At 66.6% G+C, this 16171-nt stretch carries 14 protein-coding genes and 1 riboswitch; of the genes, 6 read left to right on the top strand and 8 right to left on the bottom strand.

The window, feature by feature from the left end; all coding sequences use genetic code 11:
- Positions 1 to 232: 232 nt before the first annotated feature.
- The 4 genes from WC971_05515 (at position 233) to WC971_05500 (ending at position 5957) form a co-directional block, all read left to right on the top strand.
- Positions 233 to 991 (top strand): metal-dependent hydrolase, encoded by a 759-nt coding sequence (locus WC971_05515; protein ID MFA5844274.1) that lies wholly within the window; start codon positions 233 to 235, stop codon positions 989 to 991.
- Positions 992 to 1567: 576 nt separating this feature from the next.
- The gene (locus WC971_05510) at positions 1568 to 1798 is read left to right on the top strand and encodes a hypothetical protein (protein MFA5844273.1); all 231 of its coding nucleotides are present in this window, start codon (positions 1568 to 1570) and stop codon (positions 1796 to 1798) included.
- Between the two features lie 79 nt (positions 1799 to 1877).
- Positions 1878 to 2606 carry a type I restriction enzyme HsdR N-terminal domain-containing protein gene (locus WC971_05505; GenBank protein ID MFA5844272.1) on the top strand — a complete coding sequence of 243 codons (729 nt, stop codon included), beginning with the start codon at positions 1878 to 1880 and terminating at the stop codon, positions 2604 to 2606.
- Between the two features lie 540 nt (positions 2607 to 3146).
- Positions 3147 to 5957, top strand: coding sequence for a GAF domain-containing protein (locus WC971_05500; protein ID MFA5844271.1), 2811 nt, complete (start codon positions 3147 to 3149; stop codon positions 5955 to 5957).
- Between the two features lie 182 nt (positions 5958 to 6139).
- On the opposite strand, the gene WC971_05495 is transcribed toward WC971_05500, so the two are convergent.
- From WC971_05495 to WC971_05470, 6 genes are all read right to left on the bottom strand, one after another.
- The gene (locus tag WC971_05495) at positions 6140 to 6787 is read right to left on the bottom strand and encodes a CDP-alcohol phosphatidyltransferase family protein (protein ID MFA5844270.1); all 648 of its coding nucleotides are present in this window, start codon (positions 6785 to 6787) and stop codon (positions 6140 to 6142) included.
- Positions 6784 to 8718, bottom strand: coding sequence for an aminotransferase class I/II-fold pyridoxal phosphate-dependent enzyme (locus WC971_05490; GenBank protein MFA5844269.1), 1935 nt, complete (start codon positions 8716 to 8718; stop codon positions 6784 to 6786). Before WC971_05490 ends, WC971_05495 begins: the two co-directional genes overlap by 4 nt.
- A 159-nt stretch (positions 8719 to 8877) precedes the next feature.
- Entirely contained in the window at positions 8878 to 9633 is a 756-nt protein-coding gene (locus WC971_05485; protein MFA5844268.1) for an ABC transporter permease, read from the bottom strand.
- Positions 9630 to 10409 (bottom strand): ATP-binding cassette domain-containing protein, encoded by a 780-nt coding sequence (locus WC971_05480; protein ID MFA5844267.1) that lies wholly within the window; start codon positions 10407 to 10409, stop codon positions 9630 to 9632. Before WC971_05480 ends, WC971_05485 begins: the two co-directional genes overlap by 4 nt.
- A gap of 5 nt (positions 10410 to 10414) precedes the next feature.
- On the bottom strand, positions 10415 to 11419 hold the full coding sequence (locus WC971_05475; GenBank protein ID MFA5844266.1) for an ABC transporter substrate-binding protein: 1005 nt from the start codon (positions 11417 to 11419) through the stop codon (positions 10415 to 10417).
- Between the two features lie 11 nt (positions 11420 to 11430).
- Complete coding sequence (locus tag WC971_05470) at positions 11431 to 12048, bottom strand: GNAT family N-acetyltransferase (protein ID MFA5844265.1); 618 nt, start codon at positions 12046 to 12048, stop codon at positions 11431 to 11433.
- Between the two features lie 107 nt (positions 12049 to 12155).
- On the opposite strand from WC971_05470, the gene WC971_05465 reads away from it, so the two are divergent.
- Complete coding sequence (locus tag WC971_05465; protein ID MFA5844264.1) at positions 12156 to 13040, top strand: HAD hydrolase family protein; 885 nt, start codon at positions 12156 to 12158, stop codon at positions 13038 to 13040.
- 4 nt (positions 13041 to 13044) lie between these two features.
- On the opposite strand, the gene WC971_05460 is transcribed toward WC971_05465, so the two are convergent.
- Positions 13045 to 13491, bottom strand: coding sequence for a PIN domain-containing protein (locus tag WC971_05460; GenBank protein ID MFA5844263.1), 447 nt, complete (start codon positions 13489 to 13491; stop codon positions 13045 to 13047).
- Positions 13481 to 13756: a hypothetical protein gene (locus tag WC971_05455; protein MFA5844262.1), complete on the bottom strand. Its 276-nt coding sequence runs from the start codon at positions 13754 to 13756 to the stop codon at positions 13481 to 13483. The genes WC971_05460 and WC971_05455 overlap by 11 nt, the downstream gene beginning before the upstream one ends.
- Positions 13757 to 13935: 179 nt before the next feature.
- Positions 13936 to 14110: riboswitch (M-box (ykoK) riboswitch) on the top strand.
- A gap of 204 nt (positions 14111 to 14314) precedes the next feature.
- Between WC971_05455 and WC971_05450 the strand changes: the two genes are divergently transcribed.
- Entirely contained in the window at positions 14315 to 16171 is a 1857-nt protein-coding gene (locus WC971_05450) for a CBS domain-containing protein (protein MFA5844261.1), read from the top strand.

The raw sequence follows: 16171 nt of genomic DNA, 5'->3' as shown, positions 1-16171 counted from the left end.
TGCACGTCGAGCCCGATGTGGGTAAGCTGGTCCATGGCCGGTCCCTCCGTCTGTCGGCGCCGCGGGCCGAATTCCCGCGGACGATCCACGTATACACGGATCGGACCGGCCATCTCATAGTGACTAGGCCCAGAGCGCACCACGGGGTCGTTGTTGCGGGGATGTCAGGACCGCGCGCTAGTCTGTCGGCAGCGCAGCCAACCGGGGGAGTACCGTGAGAGGGCAGCAGCACATGGCCATCGCCGGAGTCTCGGCATGGGCAGCATGTTGGGGACTACAGCAGGCCGGTATGGACATCCCACCGGTGTCCATGGTCACCGCGGCGGCGGTAGCTGCCGCCGGCGGCTTGGCACCCGACCTCGACCACCCGTGGTCGCTCGCGAGCTTCTCGATCCCCGCGACACTGTGCGGATACGGCGGCGGGTTTCTGGCCGTCGCCGCGTGGCAGAGGAAGCAGACTGGGCCGCAGGTGTTAGATCTTTCGGCACTTGGACCCGGCTACTTCTCGGCCGCATGGATTGCCGTTTGGGTCGGCGCGCTCCTCCTAATCCTTTCGCTGGTTGCCGCCGCGGTCTTCGGGCATAGAGGGCCAGTTCACTCGATTGCCTTCGGTGCTATCGCCAGCATCGTTGTCGCGATCGGCCTCGCCGTCTTCCACGCGCCCCTGTGGTGGACGATCGCTTTCGCATGGGGCTGGACTTCTCACTTGCTTGCGGACGCGACAACAAGGATGGGATTGCCGTCTCTGTTATGGCCGCTCAACTTGAGGGTGCCCGTCGCTACGCCTGCGATGACGACGGCTTCGGCATCGACACTCGCCTCGCAACCCTCCGTGCAGATTCCCGATCCGGTGACCACGACGTCACCGCCGCTCTGCCCCGCCTGCGGTGTCGCAATGGTGCTTCGCACAGCACGGCACGGCGAGAGGCAGGGAGAGCGGTTCTACGGGTGCACCAACTTCCCTCGGTGTCGTCAGACTCGCCACGTGTGAGCGGGTTGCTCGGGCCTATCAAGCGCGTCAACCGCGACAAACCGAGGCCCTGAGAGCTACGCTCTCACCAAGGCAGAGTGCAGGCCTTGGTTTGCGGGTTACGCGCATCAACGTTGGACCGAGAGACCGGGGGGGCTCATGAGCACGTCTCGGCACTTCCAGTTGGAACTCGAGGGAAGCGCTCAACCGTACCTCGAGGCCGTGCAGCGTGCGTATGTGATCTGGGTCGACGGCGAAGACGACTTCTACAATCTAGACGACCGAGAACTCCGCCTACGGGAGTTTCGCACCGCGTTCCAGCGACTTGTTGAGCACATGGAGCTGTCTGGCCTGCCGGTCTCGAGGTTGGCGGTCGATCTGCGAGGCGACTTTGCGAATGCGGCAGGCTTCCAGTGGTTCAGTTCGGCCGTCTCCGGGACCCCTGCACCCGCCTCGCCCTCTGGCATTCAACCGGAAGTCGAGCGTCCCGCCACAGGCGACGATACCGGCGTCCTGAAGCGTCGGTGCCCGGAGTGCTCTTCGGTAGTTGGGGTTGACGCCAAGTTCTGCGACAAGTGTGGACACGAGGTGCCTCCAATGGCAGCAGCTGATTTGGTGCCGCTCATCGAGCAGTTGCGTCACGAAGTTCGCGCGCTAGGCAACGCCCGCACGCCGAAGCAGGCAGCGAGCTTGCCCCGCACGGACCTGCTCTCCAACGACTTCATGACCAGAGCATTCGCCGTCTTCGGTCACGCACTAGTGGCCAACCTTCTGATCAGCCTGCCGCTCTACATCTTAGTCCTCCTCATCACACTCGCCGCCAAGTAGTCTCCGGTCTAGCAGGCGCCTCAACCTGATTCTGGTCTGGAGCACGTACGGGAGCGTCGTCAACTGAAGGGAGCATCGGATGGCCGTCTACCAGGACAAGGCCAAGGAGCGCATCTCAAGGGGACTGAGGAAGTTCCGCGGGATAGTGGACCGGGCTCGCGCGGCGAACGCAAACGAATCCGACACACGCATGATCGTGTCGTCCGTGATTGCGGACCTCCTAGGCTGGGATCCGTTCACCAACCTCACCGGCGAGTACCGGATCAAAGGCACGTACGCGGACTTCTGTCTCAAGAACGACGGGGAGTACCTCGCCGTCATCGAGGTGAAGGCCATCGGCACCAAGCTCAGCACCAAGCACGTGTACCAGGCGGTCACCTACGCTGCCAACGAAGGCATCGACTGGGTCATTCTCACCAACGGCGACGACTGGAATCTGTACCGTGTCGTCTTCGGAAAGCCGATTACGCAAGACATCGTGTTTGAGGTCTCCCTCTCTGACGATGAGATGAAGCCGAAGGCCAAGTCGGATTTGCTCTATCTGCTCAGCGCTGAGGCCCAGCGCAAGAACGAGCTGCAGGGGTACTACGACAAGAAGGCCGCTCTGTGCGGTTTCAGCGTCGCCAAGGTCCTCCTCGGGGTTCCCATGCTCACAAAGCTCCGTTCGGAGATGCGCTCCTCAACCGGCTATCGGCTTGGACTCGACGAACTCGCCACCATCCTTGTCGAGGACGTGTTCCGTCCGGAAGTCCAGGGTGGAGAGACTGCACGGCTCATCAAGAAGGCGGCGGCGGCGAAGAACGGGTAGTGCTGAGGCCCAACCCGGGAATCAACCCGATTCGCTCCTCTCGTCGTGCGGTTCCCGCCGCCGCCACTTGCCCGAAATCTGGCACAAGTACTTGAGATAACAGCACGTCACACGGCGTGATTTCACGTCACGGAACGCAACAGGGTTCTCGGTTGTCACCAGTCCTGACCTGCGGAGAAAGCAACTTGACGCAACCAGACTGCACTCGGCGTAAGCACGCGAGAGGCATTCCTAAACCTGGTGTCGCGCGTTCGATTCGCGCCGGGGGCACCATAAGGAACAGCAGGTCGCCTTGGGTATCGTGCCCTGGGCGACCTTCGTCTTCGTGAGCGATGGACATTCCCACTCGTGAGACGCCGCCCGTCCGTTCCGCATACCCGTACTTCGCGTCGCGATACCTGAAACAGGGAATAAGGAAACAGCCTGTCGCGTCGGCTAGCATCCGGACCGGCACACAGTACTGTCGTAGAAGGCAGGAACCGTGCCGATGCTCCTCCCGCGAAAGGCGCGGCCGATCGTCCGGCGAGCGGGGTGAGCGCGATGCCCGATACGCTCGGCGTCTCACGAAATGAGCTCGAGGGGCTGCGTAAGCGCGCAGAGAGGCTGGCCTCTGAGAAGACGCCTCCCCGGCGGGCGTACGACCTCATCGCCGAATCGGGTAGGACGCCGGGCTCTGAGAACGCGCTCGAGAGCATGGCGCGGCTGATCTGCGACATGATCGGTGGGTCGAACGTCGTCATCTCCTACCGGATGGATCGCGAGTTCAGGTCCGTGGACGCCCACGGCAAGACTCGGACGACGGACACCATCGATGACGATCTGGGGAGAGAGGCCTTCGAAACGGGACGGCCCGTAGAGACGGCGCATGATTCCCGAGACGTGAAGATGCTGACGCCTGGGTCCACACAGGCGTATGCGATGGCGGTCCCGCTGATCGTGGGCGAGGACGTCCTCGGCGTTCTCAAGGCGGAGGACGTGCTGATGCCCGCGCGCGAAGTCCAGGAGCAGCTGCGCGCGTTCTTCGGCTATGCCGCGCTGGTGCTCAAGAACGAGCTCCACAACTACACCCGGCTGAGCCAGGCATACGACGAGTTGAACGCAACGAACTCGCGCCTTACCGAGGAGATCGGCCAGCGCAAGAAGGCGGAGAAGGAACTGCGGAAGTCCAAGAGGCGACTCGAAGCGAAGGTCCTGGAACGTACGCGCGTGATAGAGACCCTGAGCAAGTCGAACCAGACGCTGATGCACGCCACCGACGAAAAGCAGTTGCTGCACGACATATGCGCAGTCGCGGTGGAGACCGGAGGCTATCGGATGGCCTGGGTGGGCTTCGTCGAGCATGACGAGGAGAAATCCATCCGGCCGGTCGCCTGGGCGGGGGCCGGTGCGGACTACCTCGAGCACATCAGTGTGAGCTGGGGGACGGGACCGACCGGCCAAGGGCCGTCGGGCAGGAGCATCCGCGAACGAAAGCCGATCGTTGCGCGGGACATAGAGCACGACCCGAGATTCGCCCCCTGGAGAACCGAAGCGATGCGCCAGGGCTACCGGTCGAGCATCAGCCTGCCCCTGTTCGACTCCGATGGCACGGCCTTCGGCGCGATCGCGATCTACGCCGAACGGCCGGACGCATTCGATGCCAAGGAGAAGTCGCTGTTGTCCGAGCTCGCGGGCAACCTCGCCTATGGGGTCGAGGCCCTGAGGGTGAGGCGTAGGCGAGCGGATGCGGAGGAACGCGCCCGCGAGGCTGCCCGCTACGCCCGCAGCCTCATCGAGACGACCATCAACCCGCTCGTCACGATCAGCCCCGAGGGCAAGATCACCGACGTCAACAAGGCCACCGAGGAAGCCACCGGCATCCCGCGCGATCGCCTCATCGGAACCGACTTCGCGGACTACTTCACCGACCCCGACAGAGCGCGAGCGGGCTACGAGCGCGTCCTCAAGGAGGGCCTCGTACGAGACTATCCTCTCGCCCTCAGAAACGTCTCCGGGTCGGTGATGGACGTCGAGTACAACGCCTCCGTCTATCGAAACGAGGCGGGAGAGCTCCAGGGCGTGTTCGCGGCCGCGTGCGATGTCACCGAGCGCAAGCGGGCGGAGATGGAGAGCGCTCTCGCAGACCGTGCCCTGAAGGAGACCACTGCCCGTCTCAATGAGGCCCAGCGCATCGCCCATGTCGGCAGCTGGGAACTGGATATCGTCAACAACGTTCTCGTCTGGTCTGACGAGATCTACCGGATGTTCGAGGTCGATCCCACGAAGTTCGATGCCTCTTACGAGGCCTTTCTCGGTGCCATTCACCCCGAGGACCGGGACGCGGTCGATTCTGCTTACGCCGACTCTGTCAAGACCGGGACCCCTTATGCCCTCGATCATCGCCTGCTCTTCCCTAGCGGTCGGGTCAGGTACGTGCATGAGGAGTGTGAGACCACATACGACAAGGAGGGCAACCCGATTCGATCCGTGGGAACCGTTCACGACATCACCGAACGCAAGCGCGTGGAGACGGAACTCGAGGCCCACAAGCGGCATCTCGAGGATCTCGTTGCGGAACGCACGGCCGACCTCACCGCCGCCAACGAGCAGCTCGCCGCGCTCAACACCGCGCTGCGGGAGGCGACCGAGGCCAAGAGCACGTTCCTGTCGAGCATGAGCCACGAGCTGAGGACACCGCTGAACTCGATCATCGGTTTCTCCGGTGTACTGGGTCAGGGTCTGGCCGGCCCTCTCACCGACGAGCAGCGCACCCAGCTCGGCATGATCAGCGCCTCGGGCAAACACCTGCTGGAGCTCATCAACGACGTGCTGGACCTGGCCAAGGTGGAGGCCGGTAAGGCGAACATCCACGTAGAGCCCATCGATGCCGCGGCACTCGTTCACGCGGTGGCCGACTCCGTCCGGCCTCTGGCGACGAGCAAGGGGCTGGAACTGGCCGTCGACACCCAGGGTACGATAGGGGTCTTGCGCTCCGACGCAAGCAAGGTGCGCCAGATCCTGTTCAACCTTGTGGGAAACGCGATCAAGTTCACCGACACCGGTCGCATCGAGATGAACGTGCGAACGGGGCCGAACGGGGAGTTCTCGTTCGTGGTCTCGGACACCGGATGCGGGATAGAGTGCGAAGACCTCCGGCGGATCTTCGAGGCATTCATCCAGATCGAGAAACCCGAGAAGACCAGACCCGGCGGCACTGGCCTGGGACTCAAGCTCTCGCAGGACTACGCGACCCTGCTGGGTGGCGGGCTGCGGGTAGAGAGCGAGCCGGGAGTCGGTTCGGTGTTCACGCTGACGCTGCCGACCGTGACGCCGTCGCCCGAAGGTATCGACCCCGTCGCCGCTCCCGGGTAGTCTCTGCGCGATACACTGGGCGGCCACCGAGGGAGACTCCGCCCCGTACTGGTCGCTGCTACGTATGTGCTACGGAACCTGGTGTCGCGCGTTCGATTCGCGCCGGGGGCACCATAGAAACAGCAGGTCGCCTTGGGTATCGTGCCCTGGGCGACCTTCGCTATCAGTTTCAGTCGGTTCACTCAGCCGGATAGCAGCTGCCATCCAAAGATCGCGCTCAGGCAGAGCACATACAGTACGACGGCGTAGTACCACCTGTCGCCGAGCTTGGGCGTGTGGATCGAAGCCACGTTGAGGGCGGCCAGTGCCATCAGGGCGACGTAAAGGACGATGATGAACACCGGGGCACTCACAGCGTGTCGGAAGACAAAGAGAAGCGCCAGGATGATGACGTTGTTGTCGAGCGCCAACCCACGGTAGGTCGACTCATCGACCAGCCCGAAGACGTTGAAGTAGCTCAGCCGGATGACCCCCGTGGCGACGATCACGAAGGCGCCCGGGACGAACCAGGGGCTGAAGCGCCCGACGCTCAGCAACACCACCGCAGGTGCGATGCTGAAGCTGACGACGTCGATCAGCGAGTCCAGCTGCCCCCCGAACGCACGCTGATCCTCCGTCCGTCCTTTCATCCGCCGCGCGATGAGGCCATCGCTCCAGTCGAAGACTACCGCCCACAGCAGGGCGATCATCACTGCCGGGAAGACGCCGCGGATCGCGAAGTAGACCCCGAGCACCGCCGACAAGAGCCCTGCGAGCGAGCACACGTTGGGCAAGTCACGCGCAAACCAAAGCATCGGTCGCGGAGCGACCGGCCGGCGCGACACGCTCATCGTGCTTCCTTCGGCCCGACGACTCGCCGAAGCGCATCGGCCACGACCTGGTTCTCGCGCCTCGTGCGGCTGGCGATGCGGATGTACCGGCTTGACTCGGGCATGGTCTTGGCCTGGCAGTGCTTGATGTAGATGTTGTCCTCGACGAACAGCCTGCGCGTGACCTCCGGTCCGGACGGAGCATCGTCTGGAAGGCGGCAGAAGATGAAGTTGGCTTCGGGCCGATAGACGGAGAGCCCCGGTATCCCACTGAGATCCTCGTAGAACGCATCTCTATCAGCACGCACCTGGTCACAGCTGGCGGCGAACTCCTGCCGATAGCGGGGAGCAAGACGAAGGAACGCCTCGGCGAAACCGTTGATGTTCCAGATGGGCAAGCCCTCACGAACCCGCTGGACAAGGGTCTCGCTCGCGGTGAGCAGATAGCCGAGCCTCAACCCGCAGATGCCGTATGCCTTGCTCATGCTCTTGAGGATCGCCAAGTTCTGGTACCGAGCGACCTCCGCCTCAAGGGATGCCCGAGAACCTTCCTGGGCGAAGTCGATGAATGACTCGTCCACGACGAGCGTGCAGTCGTGTTCGGCGAGAAGGCCCACCAGGCGGACTAGATCGCCCTTGGGCACGAGCAGCGAGGTCGGGTTGTTGGGCGTCACCACGACCGCGAAGTCAGCTTTGCAGCCGATAGCCTCCGCGGCGAACTTGTCGACGTCGAGCTGGAACGAGGGGGCCTCGAGGGCGAACTCGACGACGTGTCCCGCAGGCGCCGCGTTGGCGTACTCGTTGAACGAAGGAGCCGCGATGATGAGCCTACCGGCGAGGTGCCCGGAGATGATCTTGATGATCTCAGCGGCACCGTTGCCGACCGCGATCCTCTTGGCGGGTTGACCGATCAGATCACCCACGAGCCCCGCTAGAACGTCCTGGGCGACGGGGTAGTTCAACACCAGCTGACGGATCTGCCTGCCGAGTTGCTCGAAGAGCGACTCCGGCGGGAAGTACAGGTTGTACAAGTAGGCATGGTCGACGAAGCCGTGACGCCAGTAGCCGCCGTGCTCCGATGTGAGTGCCTTGTACTCCAGTTCTCTTGCGGCGCGAACCTGCGGCGCCGAGTCCCGCCCCGCTCTGCCGCCCCGGCGATGACCAGAGACCGGCTTCGAGTCACTTATGGCGAGGGAGTGTCTGGGGAAGACGAGCTCAGCCGCCACCAGATCGGCCAACGTGTCGATCTCATACCATCGTTCGGCAGGGAAGAACACCGGCTCGAGCGCTAAGCTGCCGTCGGCGACCATCTCCGCGAACACGGACTCGTAGTACTCGCCCGTTTGCCCGGCCGCGATGCGCCGATCGAGTCGGTCGCAGACCGCCCTCCACGTATCGCGTGACAAGCTGTAGATGTTGACCGTCTTTAAGTGCGCGGCGTCAGCACAGCTGAGTGCGCCGAGGTAGAAGGCGCTGACGCGGCCCTCCTCGTCGATCGTGACCGTCGTTCCGTTCATCCATGGCAGCCGCTTGGAAATGGCGATCCGATCGGGCTGCAGCATCTCCTCGAGCAACGACTCGTCGAACACGACATCGCTCTCGACCAGCAGGAAAGGCTCGTCGATCTCTTTCCTGGCGAGCCACAGGGAGTAGATGTTGTTGGTGGTCTTGTAGAGCGGGCTGACGACGTAGCTGATCTCCATGTCGCCCGAGTGATCGCCAAGGTAGTCCTGTATCGCGTCCGCCTCATGTCCGACCACGATGACCAGGCGCGAGAACCCGTAGGCGTTCAAGCAACGGATCAACCGCTCGAGAATGGGGATCACGCTCACACCGACAAGGCACTTCGCGGTTGAATCCGTCAGTGGAGAAAGTCGGCTTCCCGCGCCGGCAGCCAACAAAAGCGCGGTCCTTACTTGTTCACCCGCGCGTACTGGGCCGCTGCTGCGCATGTTCCTCCCGAGTCCGTCTTGTGGATCGCCCCGGGTCCCACGTCGGCTAGACTACGTGGACGCCACGATCCCCCCGAGCGAGCTTGCTGATTGTACCGCTCGAGCACCTGCGGCGCCTGGCGTCTTGCCCGTGAGCCGGCCTTGCGCGTCCGCCGGTCCCTAGCGCCCGGCTCTCGTCCATCGGCACAGGCGCGACTCCGCGGCCTCGAGCATCTCGTAGAGCACGACGCCGAGCAGCGCCATCGCGAGGATGCCCGCGAACATCTCGCTGTAAGCGATGCGGCTCCACGCGTCCATGATGTAGTAGCCCAAGCCCGACGTGCCCGCGACCGACTCCGAGAAGAACAGCACCGCGACCGCCGTCCCCGTGCCGATGCGCAACGCGGTGAAGACCTCGGGCAGCGCGGCCGGGAAGACAACGTGGCGGAATACCTGCGCCCGCGTCGCACCGAGCGAGCGCACCGATAGCACCGACGCCGCGGGGATCGCCCTCGCGGCGTCACGGGCCGTGACGAGGATCTGGAAGAAGACGATCAGCGTGATCAACGCGATCTTCGACGCGTCGCCGATGCCGAGAAGCACGAGCAGCACGGGGAGGAAGACGATCTTCGGCACGGGGTAGCTCAGGAAGACGATCGGCGCCGCGAAGGCGTCCGCACGCGGCGACCGGCCGAGCACGAGCCCGAGCGGGACGGCTAGCGCGGTCCCGACGACCATCGACGCGAGGACCCGCCACCCGCTGATGAGCAGGTGCGGCAACAGCGACGAGACCGACAGCCGCACGAAGTCCGACAGCGCCGGCAGCGGTCCCGGCAGCGCCGGGGAGCCGACGGCCCACGCGATCGCCTGCCAGCTGGCGAGAAGCGCCGCAATCGCCCCGGCGTAGCCGAGGACCTTGCGCGCCAGAGCGCTCACGCCGTCACGTCCGTCCGCGCGAGGGCGCCTTCGGCCGCGAGCAGGCGGCGCAACTCCGCACAGGTCGCGAGGAAGGCCTCCGTCTCCCGATAGCCTGGAGAGCCCATGCCGGGGTTGTCCACGACCGCGGCGACGCGCCCCGGCCGCGGCGTCATCACCACGACCCGCCTCCCGAGGAACGCCGCCTCCTCGATGGAGTGCGTCACCAGCAGCGCCGTGTGGCCGCGCTGCTTCCACATCCCGAGGAGGAGCCCCTGCAGGTCCTCGCGCGTGAGCGCGTCGAGCGCCGAGAGGGGCTCGTCCATCAGGAGCAGGTCCGCGTCGAGCGCGAGCGCGCGGGCGAGCGAGAGCCGCTGGCGCATGCCGCCGGAGAGCTCGCCCGGGTACGCGTGCGCGAACTCCGCGAGGCCGACTCGGGCGAGCGCATCGCCCACGGCAGCGTCGCGCGACGCGGGCGGCACGTGCCGGACCTCGAGGCCGAGCCGCGCGTTGCGTTCGACGGTCTTCCACGGCAGCAGGCCGAGATCCTGGAGGATGAGTGACGTGCGCAGGCGCGGCCCGGTCACCGCCTCGGCGTCGACCGAGACCGAGCCCGACGTGAGAGGGACGAGGCCGGCGACGGCGAGCAGCAGCGTCGACTTGCCGCAGCCCGACGGCCCGATGACCGAGACGGGCTCGCCTTCCGCGATATCCAGCTCGATGCCGTCGAGCGCGTCCACGTCGCGGTCGACGCCGCGGTAGACGACGCGGGCGTCGATGGCTCGAACGGACGCCATCCGCCCTACTTCGGGATCGTCTGTACGAGGTCGTCGTACGACAGCGTCGCTTTCAGGAGGCCCTTCGCGCGCATCCACTCGAGCACCGCATCGACGTCGTCCTTCGCGGGCGGCTGCGCCTTCGGGTAGAGGTTCACCTGGTACGTCGTCTCGAGGGGCTTGGGCAGACGCGCCTTCTCGACGAGGACGCTCCTCCACGAATCGGGCACGGCGTTCACGAGAGCGACTCCCTCGTCCCACACCGTCAGGACGCGCTTGAGCGCCTCCATGCCGCCGGGGATGGCGAGGTACTTGTCGGAGACCACCAGCACCGTCTGGGAGAGGTTGCGCCCCATGGTGTCGTCGGCGAGCAGCTTCGCTCCCTGCATGACCGCAAGGGAGAGCAGCGGGTCGGGCAGGGCGGCGGCCTTGAGCTTGCCAGCCATGAGCAGTTCGAACCTCACCGGGACCTTCTTGACCTCCTCGACGCGCACGGAGTACGGGGGTACACCGGCCTGCGTCATCAGGCCGTCGAGCACGTACTCCTGGATCGTCCCGGAAGACGTGCCGACCGGGACCCCGGCGAGCTGCGCGAGGCTGGTGACGGTCGACTTCGGCGGCACCACGATGCCGAAGCGCCCCTCGGGCGGCGTCGAACCGAGCATCACCGTCGCGAGCGAGACCGGCACCCCGGCCGCCTCGAGCGAGGCCGCGGCGATGATGTCGCCCATGAACGCGTCGATGGCGCCCGAGGCGAACGCCGCGTCCCGCTCCTGCGCGGACTGGAAGGGCACGATGGTGACCTTCAGGTCGATGGCGGTGAACAGGCCCTTGGACTCGGCCGCCCACAGCGGCAGGATGTCCTCGGTCGGCAGAGTGCCGATGCGGAGCGCCGACGGCACGATGGCCTTCTTCTCGGACCCCGCGGTCTTCTTCGGCTCCGCGGCCTTGGCGCAGCCCGATGCGACGAGCGCGATCGCGAGCGCCGCCACGAGCAGCAGGGACCGCTTGCGTGGTCGCGCGACGTCCATGTCCGTCCTCCTCATTCGGCGCATACGGGGCGGGAGAGCCGCACCTCGTCGCGCACGGGTATGCCCGAGAAGCCGGGGGTCGCGCCGCCGAGGCTGTCGGCGACGAGCCCGATGGCCACCTCGGTGATGCGGAAGCCGTGCCGCTGGTAGAAGTAGAGCGAAGGGATGTCGTCGTTGCTCACGGCGACGCGCATGGCGGGCAGCCGCTTCTCGCGCGCGTAGCTCACGGCCGCGTCGAGCAGCGCGGAGCCGACCCCGTGCCCCTGCAGGCCCGGATAGACGGACATGAGGACGATGATCGCCTCGCCGCCGAAGACGGACATCGACACGAGACCCCCGAGTTCGCCGGCGCTCTCGGCGATGAAGTTCGCCGAGCCCAGCACGTCGAAGGTCGCGCCGAACGCGTCGATCTCGGTCTCGCCCCACGCGCGGTCGCAGATCTCCTCGATCGCGGCACGGTCCTTCTTCGTCGCGAGCCGTACCTCGTAGGGCGGACCGGTCTCGGCCGGGCGGTGCTCGGCGCACGTGACGGTGATGCGCGCCTCGGTCAACGGCAGCGCCTTGCCGCATACCGGACAACGGTACTGCGGGAAAGGCAGGTCCACCTCTTCTGGCATGTCGAGATCCATGAAGTTCCCTCCCGAACCCGCGGAGCCGGACGGCGCCGCGTCGCCTATTATAGAGGAGTCGTCCGCCGCGCTGCCGCCGACAGGTCGACACGTCCGGAAGGAGCCGTGTGGCGTCAACGGATGGGACACTCAGGAGTACCCAGGCTCGCGCCGCTCTCGCACGGGCGAAGGTCCTCTATACCGATCTCGACGGCACCCTGCTCGGCCACGGCGGCTGCGTGCTCTGCGACGGAACCGGCTCCCCCGGCCTCGCCGCGGCGCAGGCGATCGTCGACGTCAACCGCGCGGGGCTGCCCGTGGTGATGGTGTCGGGCCGCAACGCCAAGCAACTCGCCGAGGTCGCCCGGCTCCTCGGCTGGCGCGACTACATCGCGGAGCTCGGCTGCCTGCGCGTCTACGACCGCGGACGCGAGGTCGTCGCCGACAACGGCGACTGGCCGGCCGACGCGCTCCTCGAGGGGGAGACGCCTCACGACGCGATCGCGCGAGCGGGCGCGCTCGACGCCCTCACGCAGCGGTTCCCCGGGCGGATCGAGGTCCACGACCCGTACCATCTCGACCGCGTGGCGACGCACGTGCTGCGCGGGAACGTCGACGTGGAGGAGGCGCGCGCGGCCTTGTCGTCCCTGGCCGTCCCCGTCGCGTTCCTCGACAACGGGATCATCCATCCCCCGCGCCATACCCTCGTGGGCGTCGAGGAGATCCACGCCTATCACCTCGCCCCTGCGGGGGTGTCGAAGGCGCGCGCCATCACCGCGGACCTTCGGCTCCGCGGCCTCGAGTGCCGGGACGCCATCGCGATCGGCGACTCGCGCACCGATCTCGAGATGGCCGACGCGGTCGGCCTCATGGCGCTCGTCGCCAACGCGCTGGACGACCCCACGGTGCGGGACGTGCTGGCCGCGCGGGAGGACGTCGTCGCGACCGTCGGGCGCAAGGGCGAAGGCTGGGCCGAACTGGCGAAGGCCTGGCTCGCGGCGCGCTCGGACTGAGCCCTCAGCCGAGCAGGCTTCGCGGATCGAACCCCGCGGTGAAGGGATCGACGTACTCCACGCCGTCGATCCGGGGACCGTGGACGTCCTCCGTCAGGATGCGCTCGCAGCCGCCGAGACGTGCCGCCGCCCAGATCTGCGCGTCCCAGTAGTCGAGCCCGTGCGTGCGCACCACGCGCAGCGCCTCACGCACCACATCCGGACCGAGCGGCACCAGCGCGAACGTCCCGAGGATCCCGTCGATGGCGCTCTCGGCTTCGGACCACGACAGCTGCACGCGCCCGCCTCGCACGACGTTCGCGAACTCCCCGACCACCTGAGCGCTCACGACCCCGAGCGAGGCGCGCATCAACACGTCGAGGCAGAGGAGAGCGCGATCGGCCTTCCCCGAGCGAGGATCGTCGAACGCGTACAGGAACACGTTCGTGTCCACGAACGTCTCAGGTCCCACGCCGGCCCGTCCGTCCCTCGTAAGCGTCTTCTCGCGAGAACGTCCACGGCGTGGGCGGACGGGAGGTGTCGTAGCGCGCCTGGGCCTCGGCCGCGACCTCCGCGAAACCCTGCCACGCCCGCTCCCGCACATCGTCGGCGGCGTGCGCGAGCCACGCGTCGATGGCGCGACGCACCACCTCGGCCTGAGTGACCCCTAGCCGCCGGGCCTCGCGCTGGAGCGCGACATCCTGCGCGCCCTCTATGTAGAGCTGCTTGCGCGCCATGCGGCCCATCGTGCCACCGCGTCCTTCCCGGGACCTTCCCGAGGTCTCACCGTCTCGATCCTCACGATGTATATGATATACATCGCGTCACCAGGAGTCCATCCGTCGGGTTGCCTCGCCCGGATGCCACGCATACAATCGTCGGTGTCCGCCTCGCGCGGACGTTGACAACATGGCAGGGCTCCATCCGTTAGGTGCGGCTCCTGTCCGAACACAGGCCACTGCCCGGAAATGTCGAGAGACGCCAATGGGTAGAACAGCCCTCGCCGGCTTAAGGCGAAGGATAAAGTGGCTGGATCGCGGAAGCGGTCCTACGTCGGGCAGTGCTCAAACCACATGACGAGGGACGGGGCGTCCGAGGGACCGCGCGAAACCGCGTCCCCGGGTGTGACCCCGTTCCTCATCGCAGAGGCCGGGGTCTTTCCATGTCGTCGCCCTGTACCCGTTCGAAGAGGACCTAAGTGACTCCATCAAGTCCCTAGGTCCCGGCTCCCTCTCGCGGGGGCCCGGGGCCCGTACCGCGACCTGACGGACTCCGTCCGTGAGGGAGGGAGCGCCATGTTCTACCTGACCCGCATGCTGGGCAGGCCGGTCCTCGATGCCGACGGCGAGGAGATCGGCCGCATCCACGACATCGCCATCGCCACGCGCGAGGTCTTCCCGCGAGTCACGTCGCTCGCCTTCGTGGGGCCGGACAAGACGCCGTTCATGCTCTCGTGGCGCAAGTACATCGACGTCTTCGACGGCGAGCGCGTGGTGCTCAACGTCCCCGGCCGCGACCTGCGCTTCTCGTACCTGCAGCCCGATGAGGTGCTCCTCCACCGCGACCTGCTCAACAAGCAGATCGTCGACACGCGCGGCATGAAGGTCGTGCGCGTCAACGACCTCAAACTCTCGGAGTCGCGCAACCAGTTGCGCCTGCTCGGCGCCGAGGTCGGTGCGCGCGGCATCCTTCGCGGCCTCTCGCCCGCGCTCGAGCGCGCCGCGCAAGCCGTCACGCGCCTGGTCGGACGCGAGCTGGCCGAGAACATCATCGCGTGGAACTACATGGACCTGCTCGACCGCGACCTCTCGCACGTGCAGCTCTCCGTCACGCACAAGCGACTCCACGAACTGCACCCGGCCGACGTCGCCGACGTGCTCGAGCAGCTCACGCCGGCGCAGCGCGCGCGCGTCTTCGAGCATCTCGACAACGACCAGGCGGCCGAGGCGATCTCGGAGCTCGAGGACGACCTGCAGGCCGAGGTCATGGAGGACCTCACGAGCCAGCGCGCGTCGGACATCCTCGAGATCATGGACCCCGACGACGCGGCGGACATCATCGGCGATCTTCCTTACGACAAGGCCGAGGCGCTCCTGCGGCTCATGGGCGTCAAAGAGGCCCGCGAGATCCGCAAGCTCCTCGGCTACAAGGAGAAGACCGCCGGCGGCATCATGACCCCCGAGGTCACGACCGTCTCGGAAGAGGCGACCGTGCAGCAGGTCATCGACCACCTGCGCGAAGGCGCCGCCGAGAACGAGAGCATCTACTACGTCTACGTGGTGGGGCGCGACCGCCGGCTCGTCGGCGTCGTCTCGCTGCGCGACCTCATCGTCTCCCAGCCCGAGACCGCGGTCGCCGACATCGTCGAGCGCGAGGTCTTCACCGTCGGTCCCGACGAGGACCAGGAGGACGTCGCGGAGACGATGAGCAAGTACGACCTGCTCGCCGTGCCGGTCGTCGACGAGTCCGGCCGGATCCTCGGGATCGTCACCGTCGACGACGCGCTCGACGTGCTCGAGGAGGAGTCGGCGGAGGACCTCGCGCTCGCCACCGGCCGCAGCGTGCGCTCGGGCATCGCGGGCGTGTGGCCGTGGGTCTCCCGCAACGGCTGGCTCGCGGTCTGGGCGGTGCTCTTCGCGGCGGCGGGCGCGGTCGGACGCGTGTATCCCCCGGCGGGCGAACCCCTCTTCGCCGGGCTCCTGCTCTCCGTGGTCGTGATGCGGGTCGCGGAGGACGTCGCCGCGCACGCGATGTCGCGCGTCATCGAGACCGAGGAGAAGGACGAGCGGCAGCCGCTCTGGCTGCGCATGGCGAACGACGGGCTCGCAGGCTCGCTCCTCGGACTGCTCGTGGGCGTCTTGGCCTTCGCCGTCATCGAGGTCTGGTACCAGACCCCGCAGCTGGCCGAGTGGCTCTTCGAGGGGTCGCTCCTCCCGTACCAGGCGTGGCTGGGCCTCGCGCTCGGCGTCTCGGTCCTGGCGGTGACGCTGGCCGGCGCGGTCGTCGGAAGGCTCGCCGAGAACCGGGCGGACGCGGGCAAGCGCGTCTCGCAGACGCTCATGACCGCCACGCTCATGGTGTTCGGGGCGGTCGTCTTCCTCGGCATGCTCTGGGCCGTCGTCGGCGGCTCGCCCGTCTTCCGGGCGCGGTAG

Source organism: Coriobacteriia bacterium, from assembly GCA_041658765.1.
Classification (GTDB): Bacteria; Actinomycetota; Coriobacteriia; order Anaerosomatales; family JBAZZO01; genus JBAZZO01.
This window is presented reverse-complemented; position numbering and strand designations above follow the sequence as displayed.